This window comes from Sinomicrobium kalidii, assembly GCF_021183825.1.
GTDB lineage: Bacteria > Bacteroidota > Bacteroidia > Flavobacteriales > Flavobacteriaceae > Sinomicrobium > Sinomicrobium kalidii.
The window spans coordinates 600,685-621,163 of record NZ_CP089211.1 but is presented as its reverse complement, the minus strand read 5'-3'; the positions used below and the strand labels follow the sequence as shown (position 1 = coordinate 621,163).

The following is a 20,479-nucleotide window of genomic DNA, read 5'->3' as shown; positions in this document are numbered from 1 at the left end:
ACTAAAGTCTTAAAATGGCAACGTACAAGAAACGAGGATATAAACCAAAAAACAAGAAAGAAGAAAAACAGGCGGAGGAATCGCAGAGTACAACAGCAGAAGTATTCGGCTCGTTGGACGAGAGTGCGTCCCGTACGGAAGCCTGGGTGGCGAAGAACCAGAAGTATATCTTCGGGGGCATCGGCGCGGTAGTTGTAATAGTGCTCGGTTTTTTGGGGTATCAGGAATTTGTCGCAAAACCGAAGAACATAGAAGCATCTAACGAAGCGTTCTTTGCGCAACAGTTTTTTAACGAAGCGGTAAACAGCACGAACAAAGACTCGCTCTATACGCTTGCACTGAACGGGGCGGAAGGAAAATACGGTTTCCTGGACATTATTGAAAAATACAAGGGAACAGACGCAGCAAACCTGGCTAACTACAGCGCGGGGATGGCATACCTGAACATGAAAAACTATGAAGAGGCCATTGCGTATCTTCAGAAATTTTCTACCGACGATGCCATTTTAGGTCCCCTGGCCAAGGGAGGAATAGCAGATGCGTTTATGCAACTGGGCCAGCCCGAAGATGCCCTTGGATACTATGAAAAAGCGTTTGCAGCCAGCAAAAACGAGTTTACTACGCCGAAATTCCTTTTTAAGGCGGGTATAGCTGCCCTTGAACTGGAACAGAAAGACAAGGCGCTGAAATATTTCAACCGCATTAAGAACGAATACCCGTCCTCTTCCGAAGGCAGGACCATCGATATTTACATAGGTAAGCTGGAAAGCAGCACTGAATAGTATGGCTACCGAAAACAAAAATTTATCCGTTTACGATAAAACGACAATCCCAAACGCGAAACCCTTTCGGTTTGGGATTGTTGTTTCCGAATGGAATGAAAACATCACCGAAGGGCTTTTTAACGGGGCCCGGGAAGCTTTGCTGGATTGTGGTGCGCTCCCGGAAAACGTACTCCGCTGGGATGTACCCGGCAGTTTTGAACTGACTTTCGGATGTAAAAAAATGCTCGATACGCAACAGGTGGACGCTGTAATAGCCATCGGTAGCGTGATACAGGGAGAGACCAAACACTTCGATTTTGTGTGTAGTGCCACCGCACAGGGTATCAAGGACCTGAATGTAAAATATGGCCGTCCCGTGATATTTTGCGTGCTCACCGACAATACTATGCAGCAGGCCATAGAGCGCAGCGGCGGAAAGCACGGAAATAAGGGGACCGAAGCGGCGATAGCGGCGATAAAGATGGCTGCCCTGGGGCGTTCGGCCTCGAACAGGCCTCCCGTGGGATTTTAGAGCTTTCCTGATTTCTGAAAAGTTGTTGCCGGGGTTATTGGTTAATGAGTTATTTAGATAGCTCTGGTGAACTTAATAACTGAGTAACTAATTTCATGGTCTGTCTTGTGAGATTTTATGGGAAAACGGAGGTGTATTTGTTTGAAAAACAGGTGTTTTTAGGTGAAATAGTGTTGTTTTTGGCTGTGATGACAAAAACTTTAGCTTAAAAGCTTAAAATTTTAACTTCGATGAAAGAAGTTTTAGGTGGATCGGCTAAAATTTCAGGTATCTGACCTGAAAATTACGCCGTTTTGGCTAAACCGAAGCCTGTTTTACCTAAACGGGACATTATTTTACCTAAACCGGACCTTAAATTGTTTAAACCATGGCATGCTGCGGATAAGCGTAAAGCTTTTGTGTTCCCCGTAAGGAATATGGGCCATCGTCAATTGCGAGCGAAGCGCGGCAATCTCCCCGCGGTTTTGCACTTGTCATCTGAGGTTGTCGCCGGCCGTACTCCGGGCAGGCTTTCCTTCCTTTATCCGGCTCCTTGCAAGACGCTTTCCGGTTGAGGTGTTGGAAAATCGCCAAGACATCAGTTGGTAAGTAACGTGGCGATTTCTCCAATCCAATAACGCGGTAACACCCGCCGGATTAAAATTTACCGCCATCTCCTTACATTTTTGTAGTATTTTCAGTAATTTTGGGGGTATAGAATTATGGGAGTATTTAAGACGCGAAAAAATAAAAGGTTCAGCTACACCCCTCGTTACTATAAAAGTGACAAGGAAGGTAGCCCGTTTCATATAGAGGGACGTTTTGAACAATTCCGGAAGGCCACCGGGGATAACAAGGGACTCAAGAATAAATTCGCCAATGCCCTGGACGACGTGAAAGGCAATCCCGATCGCAGGGCGAACAGGACCGTTCTGATTATTGCGATCATTTTAATTCTCCTGTTTCTTTTTATCATAGATTTTGACCTAAGCATATTCACCTTCAAGAGATAATGGCAGATATCATACAGCTTTTACCGGATCATGTTGCTAACCAGATTGCGGCAGGAGAGGTGGTACAAAGGCCTGCTTCTGTTGTGAAGGAATTAATAGAAAACGCCGTCGATGCCGGGGCTAAGGAAATAAAACTTATTGCCAAGGATTCGGGAAAGACATTGATACAGGTGGTGGATAACGGTGCGGGCATGAGTGCCACGGATGCCCGCCTCAGTTTTGAACGCCACGCTACTTCCAAGATACGTTCGGCAGACGATCTTTTTCGGTTAGGGACCAAGGGGTTCCGCGGGGAAGCCCTGGCCTCCATTGCGGCTATTGCCCATGTGGAAATGAACACCAGGCGGCAGGGAGAGGAGATCGGTACCCGGATTCGTATGGAAGGCGGGAAAATCGCAGATCAGGAAGTTGCGGTATCCCCCGAAGGCACCTCCATTGCCGTTAAAAACCTCTTTTTTAATATCCCGGCCAGGAGAAATTTTTTAAAGTCCAATCAGGTGGAACTGCGCCATGTTATCGACGAGTTCCAGAGGGTAGCGCTTGCCCATCCGGATATTCACTTTGAAATGTACCACAATGGGAATGACCTCTTTTCGCTCCCTGCTTCCAACTACAGGCAACGGGTGGTTAATATATTCGGCAGTAAAACGAATGAGAAACTGGTTCCCGTAGAAGAAAATACGGAAGTGGTAAAGCTGTCCGGTTTTGTTTACAAGCCCGAACACGCCAGGAAGAGCAGGGGAGAACAGTTCTTTTTTGTCAATAACCGCTTTATAAAGAGTCCTTACCTGCATCATGCCGTAGTGTCCGCTTTTGAAGGATTGATCAAAGAGCAGGCCCATCCCGGGTATTTTTTATACCTCGATGTGGACCCCGCCACGGTGGATATCAATATTCACCCCACGAAAACAGAGATTAAATTTGACGACGAGCATATGCTCTACGCCATATTGCGTTCGGCCATAAAACACAGTCTCGGACAATTCAATATTGCCCCGGTCCTGGATTTTGACAAGGATGCCGCTCTCGACACCCCGTATGATTATAAAGACAAACCGATAAATGTTCCGACGATAGAGGTGGATTCCGATTTTAACCCTTTCAGGGATGAAGAAGGCATTTCACATTCGGGACCGGAAAAAACAGGTACTGAAGCGCGGTCGAAATATCAGGGGGGAAGGCCTTCATGGCAAGGCAGCGGCCGACAGGATAGACAGGGCGACTGGGAAAGCCTGTACGTAGGGCTGGGCGACAAATCGGGTGATTCCGACGGTTTTAGTTCCGTGGAGATAGAATCTGATGAAGTGGCCGGAATGGAAGGGAAACCCGCCGGAAAGCTTTTTGGTGAAAGGGAAAGTGAAGGGCCTTCATTCACGACTTACCAGTTGCACAAAAAATATATTGTTACAACCATAAAATCGGGAATGGTGGTCATTGACCAGCACAGGGCACACCAACGGGTGCTGTACGAACAATTTCTGAGGCAAATGACCGTTAAGGAAGGCATAAGTCAGCAATTGCTGTTTCCCATTGTATTGTACTATTCGGCGTCTGATATGGCCCTGCTGAAGGAATTGCGGGAAACCCTCGAATTTATCGGTTTTGCCATTGCCCGGCTGGAAGGTGAGGAAATTGAGATTACCGGTATCCCGGCCAGTGTTTCGGAAAGTGAAGTGAGTATGATCCTGGAGCAACTGATCGCCGATTTTAAGGACGAGATACCGGACAGCAGTTTTTCCCAAAGCGACAGGCTCGCCAAATCGCTGAGCAAAACGCTGGCGGTACGGACGGGAGAATTGCTGAACGAGGCCTCTCAGGAAGCACTGGTGAATAACCTGTTTGCCTGTAAAGAACCAAGGGTATCGCCGTTTAACCGACCCATTTATATCACCATAACCGTAGAAGACCTGGAAAAAAAATTTTTATAGATGTATAGAATAACCGAGGCTGTTAAGCACCTATTGATCATTAATGTGTTGTTTTTTGTGGCAACGCAGTTTTTTCACGATCAAATGATACAACTCTTTTCGTTGTGGTTCCCTAAAAATGAGAATTTCAGGCTGTGGCAGATCGTATCGCATATGTTCATGCACGGCGGGTTTATGCATATTTTCTTTAATATGTATGCCCTGTGGGCCTTCGGCTCTCCCCTGGAGCAGATGTGGGGGCGGAACAAATTCCTGTTTTTTTACTTTTCTGCCGGACTGGGAGCGGCACTTATCCATACCGGGGTTAATTATTATTATTTTGAAAAAGGGATGAGTGCTTTGTATTCCGTAGGATATTCCCAAGGTGATGTCATGCAGATGCTGAAAAATGTTCCGATAAATCAATACGCAAAAGTCCCGGGTATTGATAACGGTATAATGCAGAGTTTCTTTTCGGCTTATAACGGGATGGCTGTAGGAGCTTCGGGGGCAATATACGGTATACTCGTAGCGTTTGCCATGATGTTCCCGAATGCGGAATTGTTTCTTATTTTTGTTCCAGTACCCATCAAGGCAAAGTATTTTATTCCGGCCCTGATTGGACTGGATCTTTTTTCGGGCATTACCGGGTATTCGCTATTCGGAGGGGGAATAGCCCATTTTGCCCACGTGGGCGGGGCGTTGTTCGGGTTTATTATGATGTGGTACTGGAAAAGGAACCAGTTTAAGAACAACCGGTGGAATTAGGGATAATGTGCCAATGATACAATATGTCAATGTGTCAATGAGGTAATGGTTGGAGATGATGAGTTAAGGTAAAACAGGATAAAAAGGGAACATGATTTTCTCTTCGGGGGAAGATACTGTAGATGAGGGATATCCTCGCGATTTGGGTAGTCCGTAAAGGACCCCCGGGGATTTCCCGGCAAAAACAACAAAACGAATGGGCATCAGTAACGATATAAAATACAAGTATGCTACACTTACTGTGGCTGAAAAGCTCATTGTGATCAATGTGCTGGTTTATATTCTTAATATTCTGCTGGTATTCCTGTTCCGGCTTTCCCCGGATTTTCTCATGCAGTGGTTCGAATTGCCGAAACGCCTGGACAATTTTATCACACAACCGTGGTCTGTTGTTACCTATGCTTTTTTTCACGGTAGTTTTTCACATATTTTCTGGAACATGCTGTTGCTTTATTTCTCGGGGAGGATTTTTTTAAACCTCTTTGGCGGCAGGCGGTTCCTCAACGTTTATTTTCTCGGGGCTATAGCCGGGGGGCTTATTTTTATGCTCAGTTACAACCTGTTTCCGGCATTCATGGAAATAGACACCTCGCTGATAGGGGCTTCTGCGGCAGTCATGGCCATCCTGATCTTTATCTGTACCTATATGCCCAACCAGGAGGTACGGCTGTTTTTTCTATTTAACATAAAACTCTGGTATATCGGGGTTTTTGTGGTGCTCATAGATCTGGTACAGATTCCCATGAGCAATGCAGGAGGCCATCTGGCCCACCTGGGCGGTGCATTGCTCGGTTATATATATGCCCGGAAATTATCCGAAGGCAGGGACATCGGTTCCGGTTTTGAAAAAATGGTCACGGCCGTTGTAAACCTTTTCAGGAGAAAACCTAAAGGACCTTTAAAGACCGTCCACAAAAACAGAAAGACCACAGCATCTGCAAAAAAATCTCAAGCCGGTAAAGACAGCCGTCAGCAGAAAATCGACGAAATACTGGACAAGATCAGTAAAAGCGGTTACGAGAGCCTTACCAAGGAGGAGAAAGATTTCCTGTTCCAGGCAGGGAAAGATTAGCGGGAATATGGATATGGAGTTGAGGAGAGCGTTATTTAGTCACGGATTACTCGGATAACTGTAACGAATTCAAGGGCAGTGAAAAAATTGAGTTTTGTAAATAAAGTCGTTTTTGTTCTCAATACCTTTTTTGCAGTATTGCTGCTGCTGTCTTATATCCTGCCTTATGTCTTTCCCAAAAGATTTCCCCTGATTTCGGTATTGAGCCTAACGGTTCCGGTGTTTATTATAGTAAATGCGGCTTTTGTGCTTTACTGGCTGGTACAGTTGAGGCGCCAGTTTATACTGTCGCTCCTGATCCTGTTGATCGGGTATAAGTATGTAGGGGCCATGTACAGGCTTTCCGGGGTTTCGGAAAGCAAGGAGGAAAATACGATGAAGCTGATGACGTTCAACGTGCGGATATTCAATGCCTACGACTGGCTTCCGGATAAGGACGTTCCCGAAAAGATCATCGAACTCGTAACCCGGGAATCGCCGGACGTACTTTGCGTTCAGGAATTTCACCACGAACAGGAAAATGCTTTTAATACCGGTTATCCGTACCAGTTCATCAAATACACAACGCGGAACAACAGGACGGGACAGGCTATTTTTTCCAGGTATCCCATAGTTGAAAGAGGGTCGCTGGAATTTCCGAAAACGGGGAATAATGCCCTTTATGCAGATATTGTAAAGGGAAAAGATACCGTAAGGATTTATAACCTGCACCTGGAATCCCTGCATTTGGTACCTGCGAAGGAACATATTATTGTTGAAGACCCCGAGGCGTTGTACAAAAGGATGGGCAAGGCTTTTGCCCTTCAGCACCGGCAGGTGGAAATATTCGATACCCACCGCAGGGAATGCCGGTATAGAATGATAGTGGCAGGCGACTTCAACAACACACCGTATTCTTATGTGTACAAGCGGATAAAGGGAGCTATGAAGGATACTTTTATTGAAAAGGGCAGTGGTTTCGGCAGGTCGTATGACTTTGACTATTTTCCCCTTCGTATCGACTTTATCCTCACAGATGCGGATATAGATATAATGGCACATAAAAATTATACGGAGACCCTGTCCGACCATTACCCGGTTATGGCTACGTTCAGGCTGCCGGAATCCGGAGAAAAATAATCTTAATCCAGTTTAGTGATGAAACCGTCTGTTACCATAGAATATTGTCCGAAATGCCGCTGGCTGTTAAGGGCGGCCTATATGGCCCAGGAGCTTTTGTCCACTTTTGAGAACGAGTTGCAGGGGGTAACCCTAAAACCCGGGGAAACAGGAGGTATTTACCGTATTTATGTCGATGAACACCTCCTGTTTGACAGGAAGGAATACGGCGGTTTCCCGGAAATCAGGGCGCTGAAACAAAAACTTCGCGATCGCATAGAACCCGGCAGGGATCTCGGGCATATCGACAATGTATGAGGATACCTTTATACATTAAGAGCTAACATCAGGCAGTCTGCAGTATCCGCCAGAATGTGCAGTAATAGCGCCAGACCTACGATCCGTGTAGGTTTATAGATAAACAAAAGCACATACAGGGCAATGGGGAAATACCCGTGCAGCAGATGGAAGCCGATACTGCAACGGTTCGCATCAAAAACCGGGCTGACCAGGAAATGGTCTATATCTATAAGAATACCTGCCAGCAGGATAATACTCACCTTCTTGAAATACGGCCGGTAGAACCAGTAGGCTATAAGGACCGGGAATACAAAGTGCAATCCGTAATGGATGACGAAGCGTAGCATTTATTTTGTTTTCTTTTTCTTTCTCCGGATATAGCTGTAAACAAACCATCCGGCGAGGACAATGATAAAATATCGGAAATAGGAAACCCGTTCCCCGGTACCGTGTACGGTAGTAAAAACCCGGTCCCAGCGCACCTTTTTAGCGGTCTTGTCCCAGCTCATCCAGATAAATACGGGTTTGCCGACAACGTGGTTAAAAGGAACATATCCCCAATACCTGCTGTCTATGGAATTATCCCGGTTGTCGCCCATCATCCAGTAGTAATCCTGTTTGAACGTATAGGAATCGGCCTGTTTTCCGTTGATAAAGATCTGATCTCCTCTTACTTCCAGGGTATTGTTTTCGTATTCCTGAATGATTCTTTTATAGTACGGAAGGATCTCTCCGTTGAGCGCTACGGTCTTACCCGCTTCGGGAATGTATATGGGACCGAAATTATCTTTGCTCCAGGTGTTGTCCCCGGTATTGGGAAAAATACGGGGATGAGGCGTGCCTTCGGGCTGTATCATCCGCTCTACACTCACTACATTCGGACTTTTTTCCAGGCGGGCGGCACTTTCTTCCGTCAATGCGGCAAAACGGTAAGAGCCGTCCCGCATCCTGCCAAAATAGTCGGTGACACCGAAGCGCTGGTACATATAGGCCCGGCTGAGCTCGCTGCCGTTGGTCTTTACAATATAGGAATATTGTGTTTGGGTCCGGTCCGGCAGTTGTGTCCGTTTACCGTTAATATAAACATAACCCTCCCTGATCTCCATGGAATCCCCGGCAATGGCCACGCATCGTTTGACCAGGTTGGTCTTTTTGTCCACGGGCTTGTAGTAATTCCTGTCAGGATGAAAATCATTCATGTCCCGAAGCGTATCGGCCGGTTGATTAAATACAACAATTTCATTGCGTTTTATCTTTTGAAAACCGGGCAGGCGGAAATAGGGTAACTGGAACCTGTTTAACCAGGAAGTGTGCCTTTTGGAAAAATCGTCACTGAACAGATACGATTTTATCCCCAGCCCGGGAATGGTATCATGAACCATCGGGGCGGCTATGGCGGTCATGGGGGCCCTGGCACCGTAGTGGAATTTGCTCACAAAGAGAAAATCGCCCACCAGCAGGGATTTTTCCAGGGAGGAAGTGGGGATCACGTAGGGCTGCATAATATAGGTATGCACCAGTGTTGCCGCCACAATGGCAAAGAGTATGGAACTGACCCATTCTCCCGTGGCCGTTCCGGGCTTGAGGCTCCTGTCCTTGATGTGGGTGACATCCAGGGCATAATTGATGTAATAGAGATACAACCCCAGGGTAAGTAGGGTCAGCCAGGTGTCTGTTGTGGAATTTTTACCGAAACTCCGGGCGGTTTCCACCCATATAACGGGAAACATAATGAGGTTGACAATGGGAATGAACAGCAGGATGACCCACCACCACGGTCTGTTGATGATCTTCATAAGGATCACGGCATTGTAAACGGGTACGAGGGCCTCCCAGGCTTGTCTTCCGGCTTTTTGGTATAGTTTCCATGTGCCTGCAAAGTGTACCAGTTGCAGGATAAGGAAAAACAGAAACCACCCTGTTAGCGTCATGTTTTTGTATGTTTTGGTTCGTTTTTATGGTCTAAAGGTATTAAAATACGGGAAAGTGTTACGGTTTTTCACCGGGTTAACGGATGTTTAACAAACTGTACTTTTCAGCTAAAGTGAAAACAGACCGATTACCGGAAGGGGAGGGAGGATGGTTTTACAGCGTTGCCGCAAGTTCGGTACGGGGTTTTTGGTTTTTCCTGCGGAGGTGTTTCCGCAGCAATCTTTCCATGTTGTAAGCCTCAGTTTCCCAGGGGGTTCGTTTGTTGTATATCCGTGTTTCGTATTTCCGTCCTTTCCAGAGAAGCACCCGTTTGTTTAAGGCAATGAGTTCTTTTTTGGCATATTGCTTTACATGAATCATTTCGTGGGCAAGTATGAGTTTTTGTCGCATAGGACTTAACCCGGAGTCTATTGCTACTACAATATGCCGGTAACCGTTGGGCTGCTGTGTGTCCAGACAGAAGGTTATTCCCAGTATGTTACGGGGAACATGGCGTGTAAAACGTATGGTAAGATGGATGTTTTCCCGGATATCCAGAAGCTTCATGTAGTGGCGGACGTCATTTTCAACAGCTCCGGGGTTTTCTTCGTGTTTAACCAGGATCACGGGCTGGGAAAGTAAATGGTAAAGCGGAAACACGAGGAACAGGAACAATATGGAAAAACGGGACATGGCAGTTTGTTTTTGATGAAATATGGCTGGCCTGCTTCGGAAAAAATAGTTTTTCCGGGCACAGTATTACCAAATTAGCTGCATTCCGTTCTTCCGGAAAGGATAAAGGGATGTGGAGTGTTAATTGTTGTTTATACAGTTGTAAGGGACTGCCGGATGCCGTTTATAATCATAAACCGGTTGATCGCACCGGGAAAAGTGCCGTTTAGTAGTTGATTTTCTGTAAATCTGCCGAAAAACTCAGGAAGGAAGGGATTGCCTTTCAATGTAAGTCAGGGCATTGGGGCCTTCGTTAAAAAGGAGGTCCAAGATGCTCAGGTTGCCTATAAATCCGTGTTTTTCATCAAAAACCTGGGTATAAGATTCCAGGTTAAAGCGGGGTGCTTCCTTGGCGTTGACCATAAACCTGTAATCGGCGTATGCCGCTGCTTCCTTTTCGTAGGTATGGGTTTTTCCGTATTCCGGGTTGAGCTGGAAAATATCGAAGATAAAGTGTATGGTATCCAGGTTGAGGTCCATGAGGAAATCGTGTTTTTTTTCAAAGACCGGGGCCAGGTCGTCTTCATAAAACTCAAAGAAAGGAGAGGTCCTGTAAGCCGTTTGCAGTGTTTTCCAGTGTTGTTTCCGCCAGTGGAAGCTGTTTTCTATACGGATGTCCCTGTATTTCTGGTGTGTTCCGGTTTTGCTGTGTTTTACGGGGATAGTAAGCAGTTGCCTCCCTCCCGGTCCGTAAACATACATACGGTTGCGATAGGTCTGTTTCTGGAAGTTGTCTTCCATTTCCAGGACCACCGGGTGGTTTATCATGGCCACAAAATGCATTATGGTGGGAAAATAAGCGGGATGTATGAGTATTTTACGTTCCATAAATCCTGAAAGAACCGGGTATTTTGATGTTTTTTACTTTTGTACGATTTGCAGCCGCGTTGTTCCTAACTGTTTTTCTTTTTCTTCTTTCGTATAAAGCTGAAAACGATCCATCCTCCTATTACAATAAGGAAATATTTGAGATACGAAACCGGTTCTCCCGGTCCTCCTACGGTGGTAAAGACACGATCCCACCGGACTTTCCCGCCCTGGCTGTCCCAGCTCATCCATATGAACACGGGCTTGCCGACGATGTGATTGTGCGGAACATACCCCCAATACCGGCTGTCTTCCGAATTATCCCGGTTGTCGCCCATCATCCAGTAGTAATCCTGTTTGAACGTATAGGAATCGGCCTGTTTTCCGTTGATAAAGATCTGATCTCCTCTTACTTCCAGGGTATTGTTTTCGTATTCCTGAATGATCCTTTTATAGCGCGGAAGGATCTCCCTGTTGAGTACTACGGTCTTACCTGCTTCGGGAATATATATGGGACCGAAATTATCCCCGCTCCAGGTGTTGTCCCTGGTATTGGGGAAAATACGGGGATGAGGTCTTCCTGCCGGTTGTACTATCCGTTCTACACTCACTACATTCGGGCTTTTTTTCAGGCGGGCGGCACTTTCTTCCGTCAATGAGGTAAAACGGTAGGAACCGTCCTGCATCCTGCCGAAATAATCCGTAACACCGAAGCGCTGGTACATGTAGGCCCGGCTGAGCTCGCTGCCGTTGGTCTTTACAATATAAGAATATTGTGTTTTGGCCCGGTCCGGCAGTTGTGTCCGCTTGCCGTTGATATAGACATAACCGTCCTTGATGGACAGTGAGTCCCCGGGAATTCCCACGCATCTTTTTACATAGTTCGATTTCTTATCAATCGGTTTTCGTATGCCCCGGCTCCTGTAGTCGCCAAAATAACGTACGGTATCCGTAGGCCAGTTGAACACTACGATGTCGTTTCGCTTTATTTTTTGAAGTGCGGGAAACCGGAGATAAGGGAGCTGCGGTTTGTTGAGATACGATTTTATCCCCAGCCCGGGAATGGTATCATGAACCATCGGAGCGGCTATGGCGGTCATGGGAGCCCTGGCACCGTAGTGGAATTTGCTCACAAAGAGAAAATCGCCCACCAGCAGGGATTTTTCCAGGGAGGAAGTGGGGATCACGTAGGGCTGCATAATATAGGTATGCACCAGTGTTGCCGCCACAATGGCAAAGAGTATGGAACTGACCCATTCTCCCGTGGCCGTTCCGGGCTTGAGGCTCCTGTCCTTGATGTGGGTGACATCCAGGGCATAATTGATGTAATAGAGATACAATCCCAGGGTAAGTAGGGTCAGCCAGGTGTCTGTTGTGGAATTTTTACCGAAACTCCGGGCGGTTTCCACCCATATAACGGGAAACATAATGAGGTTGACAATGGGAATGAACAGCAGGATGACCCACCACCACGGTCTGTTGATGATCTTCATAAGGATCACGGCATTGTAAACGGGTACGAGGGCTTCCCAGGCTTGTCTTCCGGCTTTTTGGTATAGTTTCCATGTGCCTGCAAAGTGTACCAGTTGCAGGAAAAGGAAAAACATGAACCACGCTGTTATTGTCATAGTAATTTTATTGTATGTTTTGTATCATCCTGATTATCGTATGTTCCTGTTCCGCGCAAATTACACAAAAAGCGTACAGTTGCTACGTACCTAACTAAGGTTTAACACGTCCTTCATATTGAAAACACCGGTTTTTCCGACAATCCATTCTGCTGCAATAACAGCCCCGAGTGCAAATCCTTCCCGGTTGTGAGCGGTATGGGTGATTTCAATGTCGTCTACTTTTCCGGAATAGCGTATGCTGTGAGTGCCGGGAACATTTTCTATGCGTTTGGCCGTAACCGGGACTTCGTTTTCCCCCGCATTGTCCAGCTGCCACCCTGTTTTGGAACTGTTCTTTATAATCCCTTCGGCCAGGGTAATTGCGGTTCCGCTGGGAGCGTCGAGTTTTTGGGTGTGGTGGGTTTCTTCGATGCTGACCTTGTATTCATCCAGGCGGGCCATCATTTTGGCCAGGTATTCGTTGAGCTGGAAAAAGATATTGACGCCCAGGCTGAAATTGGAAGCATAAATAAAGCCTCCCTTGTGCTGGTTACACAGCGCTACGGCCTCGTTGTAACGGTCCAGCCACCCGGTTGTTCCCGATATCACCGGGATACCGTTTTCCAGGCAGGTGGTTATGTTTTTAAAGGCTGCGGAAGGAACACTGAAATCTATGGCCGCATCGGCGCCTTTAATGTCTTCTAAACTAAATTCATCATCTATTCTGGCAACGATCATATGGTTCCGGGAAATGGCGGTCTGTTCTATCATTTTTCCCATTTTGCCGTATCCCAGTAAAGCTATCTTCATTTGTTGTTTATTTTCGGTTTCAATTTTTTCGTTTTTTTTCGTTCCCTGAACGGAGCCGAAGGACAGGTTCGACTATACCCGGAATTTCCGGTTTAGGGTGACATAGTACAAAACGATGTCAGAAATTAAAGTTGAGTGATAGTCCTACCGTGGTGCCCACATTAAAATCGTTCGGGATAATAAAGGGGCGCAGGGTAAGTTCATCGCTTATATTGTGTTGTTTCAGGTGTGCGTCGACATTGGCATCTATGATGTTCAGGGCATAGAGCCCTATGGTGATGAGAAGGGAAAGGTCTTTATACCGCTGGTAATATTCCTGGGCCCTCCGAAGGGCGTCCATGGAAACATCCGGGTTTCCTTCGTTAATCCCGCTTCCGTCAATGTCATAGAATTCATCATCATGAAAACCGGCGAGCCTGCGTTTATAGGCATTCCTGTACCTGTGGTACTGGTCCTTGTTGGTGATATAAAAATACAATCCGGTACCTATGGCCCCATATACCAGCGGAACCTTCCAGTAGCGCTTGTTGTAAATTTGTCCGAGCCCCGGCAGTATGGCCGAATAAAATGCCGCCTTGCTGGGCGACAAAGGGTCTATGGTATTCGTTTTGTGGACAATAGTGTCCCGAACGACCACCCGGTTTTCGGTGTTCGTGGAATCGTTGGCGGTTTCCTGTTCCTTGTCCTGTGCCCGTGCCGTACCGCCTGTTATTAACAGCATGGCCGTGAGAAAAACGGAAAGTAAAGGGAGTTTTATCTGGAAAGCCGGGTATCCGACGCCGGGAAAAAAGGCATATCCGTCAGAAGTCCGGCGTACAGTATCCGGAATTCCGTACCCGGTACTGATACTTCGGGATAATACTTGGCTTTTGGTCCTTGGCATTCGGTACGTGATGTTTATATGTTTCAGATTTCCGGTCTCCCGTAACGCGGGTTTAATTCTGTATATTGTATTTGTTTCAGGTACATACCGGCCTGGTTTTATTCGAGGAGTTTGGTCAAACGGATAAAATCTTCACGGGAATGGAAGGGTATAATGAGTTTTCCCTTGCCGTTCCTGGATACTTTAACGTCAACTTTGGTCGAAAAGTATTCGGTAATATCCTCCATTTTATCGTCAATATAAGAAGGCAGTTTGTTATCCGAAGCGTCCGAAGTCGTCTTCTTTTTGCCTTTTTCCTGGAGATTTTTAACGAGTTTTTCCGTTTCTCTTACAGACAGGCCGCTGGAAATGATCTTTTCGTAAATGGTGAGCTGGGTATCCTTGTCATCCAGGTTGATCAATGCTCTTCCGTGTCCCATACTTACAAACCCGTCCCGCATCCCGGTCTGGATTATGGGGTCCAGTTTCAATAACCTGAGGTAGTTGGCTATGGTAGAACGCTTTTTCCCCACCCGGTCACTGAGTTGTTCCTGGGTGAGCTGTATTTCATCAATAAGCCGCTGATAGGAAAGCGCAATCTCAATAGGATCGAGGTCCTGCCGCTGTATGTTTTCCACCAATGCCATCTCCAGGGATTCCTGGTCGTTGGCTATGCGGATATAAGCGGGGACAGTACTGAGCCCTACAAGCTTCGAGGCCCGGAAGCGGCGCTCCCCGGAAACCAGCTGATATTTGTTGAATTCTAATTTCCGTACCGTAATGGGCTGTATAACCCCGAGTTCCTTTATGGAACTGGCCAGTTCCTGGAGCGTATTCTCGTTGAAATTGGTACGCGGCTGAAACGGGTTGACCTCAATGGACTCTATGTCCAGTTCAACAATATTCCCTACTACTTTATCGGCATTTTTGTCCGAAGCCGTCTGAATGTCATTCTCCGGATCTTTTAACAGTGCCGATAATCCCCGTCCTAATGCTTGTTTTTTCGTTGCTTTTGCCATTAAACCGTCTGCTTATTCTTTTTAATGATTTCGTGCGCCAAATTTAAGTAATTTGTCGCTCCTTTACTGCTTGCATCGTAATTAATGATACTTTCCCCGTAACTCGGGGCTTCGCTGAGGCGTACGTTTCTCTGGATAATGGTTTCGAATACCATGTCGTTAAAGTGTTTCTGAACTTCTTCGACAACCTGGTTGGAAAGCCGGAGCCTTGCATCGTACATGGTGAGCAAAAGACCTTCGATATCGAGATTTTGATTGTGCACTTTCTGCACACTTTTTATGGTGTTCAGTAATTTTCCGAGGCCTTCCAGGGCAAAGTATTCACATTGAATGGGAATGATCACCGAATCTGCCGCGGTAAGGGCATTAAGTGTAAGAAGACCAAGGGAAGGAGCACAATCGATCAGTATATAGTCGTATTCTTCCCGGAGCCCGGCAAGCGCATCTTTGAGCATGGATTCCCTCCTGTCCTTATCTACAAGTTCAATCTCTATGGCTACCAGGTCTATATGTGCGGGAATAAGATCTACGTTGGGAGAATCAGAACCGATAATGGCGTCCTTGGCGTTCAGGGTATGTTCCAGAAGCTGGTAAGTGCCCACCTCTATTTCCTCTACGTCCAGTCCCAGTCCGGAAGTGGCATTGGCCTGCGGATCGGCGTCGATAAGAAGTACCTTCTTTTCCAGGACACCGAGGGAGGCCGCGAGGTTCACGGAGGTAGTCGTCTTACCCACGCCGCCTTTCTGATTCGCAATTGCTATAATTTTACCCATGTAATTTTAATTGGATTTAGACAGGTAAAAATACAACTATTTCCGGGTTTTGAAAATGAAAATTGTTAACAGCATGTGGACGACCTGTGTTATTGCACGAGTTTTGGCAGTATATTGTAAAGTTTTCTTTCCCGAAACCGGGAATGGCACCGGTCCGGCCTGCGATTTGATTTTATGCCCGGGGGATAGCTATACTGTTATCAGGGGAAGTATGAATGCGATTTTGTCAACTTTAATTGGTCTCAATTTTAGGTTTAAACCCCCGTAATTTCATTACGGCAACTTTAGTTTCTATAAACTTTATAACTTTGTTGAATTATTAAGTTAATGGGGGGATTGAGTTACTGAGTTACGTAATACCTGAGTATGTTAACAACCTGATAACCAATAGATAAAGCGAAATTTCATTGCTTGCCAAACCGCAGCACCTTTCGGTACAGAGGGGTTTACTTCCCCTTTTTACTGCGTATCATCTCCTCTAACATGTCCCACATATGTTCCGGCACCTGTTCCAGCAGGTTGAACTGTCCCGCACCTTTGAGCCATTCGCCGCCGTCTATGGCAACGACCTCTCCGTTGAGGTAAGCGGCAAAGTCAGACACGAGATAGGCGGCCAGGTTGGCCAGTTCCTGGTGTTCGCCCACGCGTTGTAAGGGCACTTTTTTGGCCAGGTCGAACTTTTCTTTGAGTTCGCCCGGTAAAAGCCTGTCCCATGCACCCTTGGTAGGGAAGGGGCCGGGGGCAATGGCATTGAAGCGGATACCGTATTTGGCCCATTCCACCGCAAGACTTCGGGTCATGGCCAGCACGCCGGCTTTTGCCGTGGCACTGGGCACTACATAGGCAGAACCCGTCCAGGCGTAAGTGGTCACTATGTTTAATACGGTAGTATTTTGTTGTTTTTCTGCTATCCAGTGTTTCCCGAAAGCCAGGGTGCAGTTTTTGCTTCCTTTGAGTACGATATCAATGATGGTATCAAAAGCGTTGGCCGACAATCTTTCCGTAGGGGATATAAAGTTCCCGGCGGCATTGTTGAGCAATACGTCGACCTTACCGAAGGTGCCGACCACCTGTTGCAGCATCGCCTCTACCTGGTCGTAATGGCGGACATCACATTGTACGGGGAAACAGGTCCCTCCTGTTTCGTTTTCCAGTTCCCTGGCCGTACCTTCCAGTTTTTCAAGGCTGCGGGAAGTAATGGCTACTTTGGCACCCAGTTCCAGGAAATAACGGGTCATGGCCTTGCCGAGGCCGCTTCCGCCTCCGGTCACTACAATGTTTTTGCCTTTCAGGGCATCGTCGCGGAGCATTTTATCGGTGTACATGGTATGCTTGTTTTTTGTAAAGATACGGAATAGTATGCGTGCATAATAAGTAAATCCGCAAATAATGCTGGTATTGCCTTTTTTGAGTTATGATTCAGGGCCTGCTAACATTACGCACTCGAAGGTGCTTTATAGTCTGTTTTCCGGTAATGCAAACAGGCCCTGATCTCATATCATTTGTATACGGAAATCAATAACGAACCCTTTGGTTGAACTCAAGAACCTGATGGAATACCGAATATCCAATGATAAAGCTTTATGAGTTATATCACTTCATCATTCCGCGGTTCGAAATTCAAATTTAATAAAGAACAGTGTCTGTGCATAACTCAATGACCATACATTCACCCGCTTATTTCCAGTAATATTTCCAGCATTTGTATGGCAGCATCACTGATTTTTGTACCCGGCCCGAAAACGGCAACCGCCCCGGCTTCAAAAAGAAAATCATAGTCCTGTGACGGGATAACACCACCTACAATGACCAGAATGTCTTCCCTGCCGTATTCCCTTAAGGCTTCGATAACCTGGGGAACAAGGGTCTTATGACCGGCGGCGAGGGAGGAAACCCCGAGGATATGTACATCGTTCTCCACCGCCTGTTTGGCAGCTTCCTTCGGAGTCTGGAACAGCGGGCCTATATCTACGTCAAAACCTACATCGGCATAACCGGTGGCCACTACCTTGGCACCGCGGTCATGGCCGTCCTGGCCCATTTTGGCGATCATGATCCGGGGTCTGCGGCCTTCCTCTTCGGCAAACCTGTCGGCCAGCTGCCTGGCCTTTTCAAAACTTTCGTCGTTTTTGATCTCTTTGGAATACACGCCGGTAAAGGATTGGATTTTTGCTTTATGCCTTCCGAAGACAGTGCTGAGGGCATCACTTATTTCACCAAGTGTAGCCCGGTGTCTTGCGGCTTCGACTGCTAAAGCTAATAAATTTCCTTCACCCGTACGTGCGCCTTCGGTAAGTTTTTGCAGAGCATCTTCCGCTTTTCCGGCATCCCTCCCGGATTTGAGTGCTTTCAGGCGTTCGATCTGCTGCTTTCTTACGGTTTGGTTATCCACCTCCAGGATTTGCAGCGGATCTTCTTTTTCCAGCCTGTATTTGTTTACCCCGACGATGACGTCCTGTCCGCTGTCTATACGGGCCTGCTTCCGTGCGGCTGCTTCTTCGATCCGCATTTTGGGGATTCCGGCTTCTATGGCTTTGGTCATTCCACCCAGTTCTTCCACTTCCTGTATGAGTTTCCATGCTTTATGCGCGATCTCATGGGTCAGGTATTCCACATAGTAGCTTCCGGCCCAGGGATCGACGGTTTTGGTGATCCCGGTCTCTTCCTGGAGGAACAACTGGGTGTTACGGGCAATTCTCGCCGAAAAATCGGTAGGCAGGGCGATGGCCTCATCCAGTGCATTGGTGTGTAACGATTGCGTGCCTCCGAATGCTGCCGCTGCGGCTTCTATGCATGTGCGTGCTACGTTGTTGAACGGATCCTGCTCCGTAAGGCTCCATCCGCTGGTCTGGCAATGGGTGCGGAGGGAAAGCGACTTTTCATTTTCAGGGCCGAATTGTTTTACAAGTCGGGCCCACAGCATCCGTCCCGCCCGCATTTTGGCGATTTCCATAAAGTGGTTCATGCCTATGGCCCAGAAAAAGGAAAGGCGCGGGGCAAATTTGTCGATGTTCATGCCTGCTTTCAGCCCCGTTTTTATGTATTCCAGTCCGTCGGCCAGGGTATAGGCCAGTTCAATATCTGCCGTTGCGCCGGCTTCCTGCATATGGTACCCCGAAATACTGATACTGTTGAACCGGGGCATGTTCTTGCTGGTGTATTCAAAGATATCCGCAATGATCTTCATGGAAGGGGCAGGCGGGTAGATGTAGGTGTTCCGCACCATGAACTCCTTGAGGATATCGTTTTGTATGGTGCCGGACAACTGTTCGGGTGAAACTCCCTGTTCTTCCGCAGCTACGATATAAAAGGCCATAACGGGCAGTACGGCCCCGTTCATGGTCATGGATACGGACATTTTGTCCAGCGGGATCTGGTCGAAGAGTATTTTCATGTCTTCAACAGAATCGATGGCCACCCCGGCTTTGCCCACATCGCCGACAACGCGTTCGTGGTCGCTGTCATAGCCCCGATGTGTGGCCAGGTCGAAGGCCACGGAAAGCCCTTTCTGTCCCGCGGCGAGGTTACGGCGGTAAAAAGCGTTGCTTTCCTCGGCCGTTGAAAAACCGGCGTATTGCCGGATGGTCCAGGGGCGCGTAACGTACATGGTGCTGTACGGCCCCCGAAGGTAAGGAGGAATGCCTGCGGCGAAATTCAGGTGTTCGGCCTTTTCGATATCTTCTTCGGTAAAAACGGGTTTTATTTTGATGCCTTCGGCGAAAACGTATTTATCTTCCTTCTCGTTTGAGACACACGGCCGTGCGTCTCTACCAGGATAGGATATTTTTATATTTTGCAGGTTTTTCCGTTTCATATGGATAAATGGTGGTTATTGTGTAACTGGTCTTCTTCCCATTTCTTTGGGTTATTCTCAATATACTTTAAAATACGACTGTATTCATATGGGTCGCGTATTACCCGGTCGTGATAATTGGGTTGCCATAACCGGTGGGATTTGCTGAATTTTTCCAGTTCGGGGAACAGGGCGGGACTTATATTTCTGTCGATCCAATTGTTTAATTGGATGGTTACTGACGATTTGTATCCTGCTATAAATGTGGATAATGATCTTGGCCTGCGGTAAAATGAATTGTTACCTTTTGAGGTTAGATTGTTATTTCCCGATTGAGACGCACGACCCCTTTTCCTCGTTTGAGACGCACGGCCGTGCGTCTCTACTACCAGGATAGGGTCAATGGTTACGACCGCGTGGATGTGGTTGGGCATCAGGACGAATGAATCCAGGGTCAATTCTTTTCGGATTTTGAACGATTTGTACCATTCCCTGTACGCGATTTCTCCCCAGCGGTTTTTTACGACTTCCCCGTTTTCAATATGCCCGAATATACAACGCCTGCCCTGAACGACCAACGTAATGAAATAGGTGCCTTTGCCGCTGTAATCCCAACGGGGCATGCGGTTTGAATTGAAACGGTATTTGCCGTTGAACCTTTTCATTTTCCGGTTTATTGTTTGAGATGCGCGGCCTCTTTTCCTCGTTTGAGACGCACGGCCGTGCGTC

General features: G+C 47.1%; 20 protein-coding genes. 8 read left to right on the top strand and 12 right to left on the bottom strand.

The window, feature by feature from the left end:
* Positions 1-14: 14 nt before the first annotated feature.
* The 8 genes from LS482_RS02360 to LS482_RS02325 all read left to right on the top strand — a co-directional run bounded on the left by LS482_RS02360 (position 15) and on the right by LS482_RS02325 (position 7,451).
* Entirely contained in the window at positions 15-782 is a 768-nt protein-coding gene (locus LS482_RS02360; RefSeq protein ID WP_233030148.1) for a tetratricopeptide repeat protein, read from the top strand.
* Between the two features lies 1 nt (position 783).
* The gene (gene ribH / locus LS482_RS02355; protein ID WP_233030147.1) at positions 784-1,296 is read left to right on the top strand and encodes a 6,7-dimethyl-8-ribityllumazine synthase; all 513 of its coding nucleotides are present in this window, start codon (positions 784-786) and stop codon (positions 1,294-1,296) included.
* A 701-nt stretch (positions 1,297-1,997) separates the two neighbouring features.
* Complete coding sequence (locus tag LS482_RS02350; RefSeq protein WP_233030146.1) at positions 1,998-2,288, top strand: riboflavin synthase subunit beta; 291 nt, start codon at positions 1,998-2,000, stop codon at positions 2,286-2,288.
* Positions 2,288-4,216 carry a DNA mismatch repair endonuclease MutL gene (gene mutL, locus LS482_RS02345; protein WP_233030145.1) on the top strand — a complete coding sequence of 643 codons (1,929 nt, stop codon included), beginning with the start codon at positions 2,288-2,290 and terminating at the stop codon, positions 4,214-4,216. Before LS482_RS02350 ends, mutL begins: the two co-directional genes overlap by 1 nt.
* Positions 4,217-4,963 carry a rhomboid family intramembrane serine protease gene (locus tag LS482_RS02340; RefSeq protein ID WP_233030144.1) on the top strand — a complete coding sequence of 249 codons (747 nt, stop codon included), beginning with the start codon at positions 4,217-4,219 and terminating at the stop codon, positions 4,961-4,963. It begins immediately after the preceding gene.
* Positions 4,964-5,159: 196 nt separating this feature from the next.
* On the top strand, positions 5,160-6,035 hold the full coding sequence (locus tag LS482_RS02335; protein WP_233030143.1) for a rhomboid family protein: 876 nt from the start codon (positions 5,160-5,162) through the stop codon (positions 6,033-6,035).
* 78 nt (positions 6,036-6,113) lie between these two features.
* Positions 6,114-7,154, top strand: coding sequence for an endonuclease/exonuclease/phosphatase family protein (locus LS482_RS02330; RefSeq protein ID WP_233030142.1), 1,041 nt, complete (start codon positions 6,114-6,116; stop codon positions 7,152-7,154).
* Between the two features lie 18 nt (positions 7,155-7,172).
* Positions 7,173-7,451 (top strand): Rdx family protein, encoded by a 279-nt coding sequence (locus LS482_RS02325; protein WP_233030141.1) that lies wholly within the window; start codon positions 7,173-7,175, stop codon positions 7,449-7,451.
* A gap of 8 nt (positions 7,452-7,459) precedes the next feature.
* On the opposite strand, the gene LS482_RS02320 is transcribed toward LS482_RS02325, so the two are convergent.
* The 12 genes from LS482_RS02320 to LS482_RS02265 form a co-directional block, all read right to left on the bottom strand.
* The gene (locus LS482_RS02320) at positions 7,460-7,780 is read right to left on the bottom strand and encodes a DUF6122 family protein (RefSeq protein ID WP_233030140.1); all 321 of its coding nucleotides are present in this window, start codon (positions 7,778-7,780) and stop codon (positions 7,460-7,462) included.
* Positions 7,781-9,364 carry a signal peptidase I gene (lepB, locus tag LS482_RS02315; RefSeq protein ID WP_233030139.1) on the bottom strand — a complete coding sequence of 528 codons (1,584 nt, stop codon included), beginning with the start codon at positions 9,362-9,364 and terminating at the stop codon, positions 7,781-7,783.
* A gap of 154 nt (positions 9,365-9,518) precedes the next feature.
* Positions 9,519-10,037 (bottom strand): hypothetical protein, encoded by a 519-nt coding sequence (locus LS482_RS02310; protein ID WP_233030138.1) that lies wholly within the window; start codon positions 10,035-10,037, stop codon positions 9,519-9,521.
* 240 nt (positions 10,038-10,277) lie between these two features.
* Positions 10,278-10,904, bottom strand: a complete 627-nt coding sequence (locus LS482_RS02305) for a WbqC family protein (RefSeq protein WP_233030137.1) — start codon at positions 10,902-10,904, stop codon at positions 10,278-10,280.
* Between the two features lie 65 nt (positions 10,905-10,969).
* Positions 10,970-12,511, bottom strand: coding sequence for a signal peptidase I (gene lepB / locus LS482_RS02300; RefSeq protein WP_233030136.1), 1,542 nt, complete (start codon positions 12,509-12,511; stop codon positions 10,970-10,972).
* A gap of 90 nt (positions 12,512-12,601) precedes the next feature.
* The gene (gene dapB, locus LS482_RS02295; RefSeq protein ID WP_233030135.1) at positions 12,602-13,303 is read right to left on the bottom strand and encodes a 4-hydroxy-tetrahydrodipicolinate reductase; all 702 of its coding nucleotides are present in this window, start codon (positions 13,301-13,303) and stop codon (positions 12,602-12,604) included.
* 118 nt (positions 13,304-13,421) lie between these two features.
* On the bottom strand, positions 13,422-14,024 hold the full coding sequence (locus tag LS482_RS02290) for a DUF5683 domain-containing protein (RefSeq protein ID WP_233031787.1): 603 nt from the start codon (positions 14,022-14,024) through the stop codon (positions 13,422-13,424).
* 260 nt (positions 14,025-14,284) lie between these two features.
* Positions 14,285-15,184, bottom strand: a complete 900-nt coding sequence (locus tag LS482_RS02285) for a ParB/RepB/Spo0J family partition protein (protein ID WP_233030134.1) — start codon at positions 15,182-15,184, stop codon at positions 14,285-14,287.
* The gene (locus LS482_RS02280) at positions 15,184-15,957 is read right to left on the bottom strand and encodes a ParA family protein (protein ID WP_233030133.1); all 774 of its coding nucleotides are present in this window, start codon (positions 15,955-15,957) and stop codon (positions 15,184-15,186) included. Before LS482_RS02280 ends, LS482_RS02285 begins: the two co-directional genes overlap by 1 nt.
* A gap of 446 nt (positions 15,958-16,403) precedes the next feature.
* Positions 16,404-17,282: an SDR family oxidoreductase gene (locus tag LS482_RS02275; RefSeq protein ID WP_233030132.1), complete on the bottom strand. Its 879-nt coding sequence runs from the start codon at positions 17,280-17,282 to the stop codon at positions 16,404-16,406.
* A 344-nt stretch (positions 17,283-17,626) separates the two neighbouring features.
* Positions 17,627-19,771 (bottom strand): methylmalonyl-CoA mutase, encoded by a 2,145-nt coding sequence (gene scpA / locus LS482_RS02270; protein WP_233030131.1) that lies wholly within the window; start codon positions 19,769-19,771, stop codon positions 17,627-17,629.
* The gene (locus tag LS482_RS02265; RefSeq protein WP_233030130.1) at positions 19,768-20,415 is read right to left on the bottom strand and encodes a transposase; all 648 of its coding nucleotides are present in this window, start codon (positions 20,413-20,415) and stop codon (positions 19,768-19,770) included. The genes scpA and LS482_RS02265 overlap by 4 nt, the downstream gene beginning before the upstream one ends.
* Positions 20,416-20,479 lie beyond the last annotated feature (64 nt).

Excerpts from the sequence above, each read along its gene's own strand:
- LS482_RS02360 (WP_233030148.1), top strand. The coding sequence starts at position 15 with ATGGCAACGTACAAGAAACGAGGATATAAACCAAAAAACAAGAAAGAA.
- ribH (WP_233030147.1), top strand. The coding sequence starts at position 784 with ATGGCTACCGAAAACAAAAATTTATCCGTTTACGATAAAACGACAATC.
- LS482_RS02350 (WP_233030146.1), top strand. The coding sequence starts at position 1,998 with ATGGGAGTATTTAAGACGCGAAAAAATAAAAGGTTCAGCTACACCCCT.
- mutL (WP_233030145.1), top strand. The coding sequence starts at position 2,288 with ATGGCAGATATCATACAGCTTTTACCGGATCATGTTGCTAACCAGATT.
- LS482_RS02340 (WP_233030144.1), top strand. The coding sequence starts at position 4,217 with ATGTATAGAATAACCGAGGCTGTTAAGCACCTATTGATCATTAATGTG.
- LS482_RS02335 (WP_233030143.1), top strand. The coding sequence starts at position 5,160 with ATGGGCATCAGTAACGATATAAAATACAAGTATGCTACACTTACTGTG.
- LS482_RS02325 (WP_233030141.1), top strand. The coding sequence starts at position 7,173 with ATGAAACCGTCTGTTACCATAGAATATTGTCCGAAATGCCGCTGGCTG.
- LS482_RS02320 (WP_233030140.1), bottom strand. The coding sequence starts at position 7,780 with ATGCTACGCTTCGTCATCCATTACGGATTGCACTTTGTATTCCCGGTC.
- lepB (WP_233030139.1), bottom strand. The coding sequence starts at position 9,364 with ATGACGCTAACAGGGTGGTTTCTGTTTTTCCTTATCCTGCAACTGGTA.
- LS482_RS02310 (WP_233030138.1), bottom strand. The coding sequence starts at position 10,037 with ATGTCCCGTTTTTCCATATTGTTCCTGTTCCTCGTGTTTCCGCTTTAC.
- LS482_RS02305 (WP_233030137.1), bottom strand. The coding sequence starts at position 10,904 with ATGGAACGTAAAATACTCATACATCCCGCTTATTTTCCCACCATAATG.
- lepB (WP_233030136.1), bottom strand. The coding sequence starts at position 12,511 with ATGACAATAACAGCGTGGTTCATGTTTTTCCTTTTCCTGCAACTGGTA.
- dapB (WP_233030135.1), bottom strand. The coding sequence starts at position 13,303 with ATGAAGATAGCTTTACTGGGATACGGCAAAATGGGAAAAATGATAGAA.
- LS482_RS02290 (WP_233031787.1), bottom strand. The coding sequence starts at position 14,024 with ATGCTGTTAATAACAGGCGGTACGGCACGGGCACAGGACAAGGAACAG.
- LS482_RS02285 (WP_233030134.1), bottom strand. The coding sequence starts at position 15,184 with ATGGCAAAAGCAACGAAAAAACAAGCATTAGGACGGGGATTATCGGCA.
- LS482_RS02280 (WP_233030133.1), bottom strand. The coding sequence starts at position 15,957 with ATGGGTAAAATTATAGCAATTGCGAATCAGAAAGGCGGCGTGGGTAAG.
- LS482_RS02275 (WP_233030132.1), bottom strand. The coding sequence starts at position 17,282 with ATGTACACCGATAAAATGCTCCGCGACGATGCCCTGAAAGGCAAAAAC.
- scpA (WP_233030131.1), bottom strand. The coding sequence starts at position 19,771 with ATGAAACGGAAAAACCTGCAAAATATAAAAATATCCTATCCTGGTAGA.
- LS482_RS02265 (WP_233030130.1), bottom strand. The coding sequence starts at position 20,415 with ATGAAAAGGTTCAACGGCAAATACCGTTTCAATTCAAACCGCATGCCC.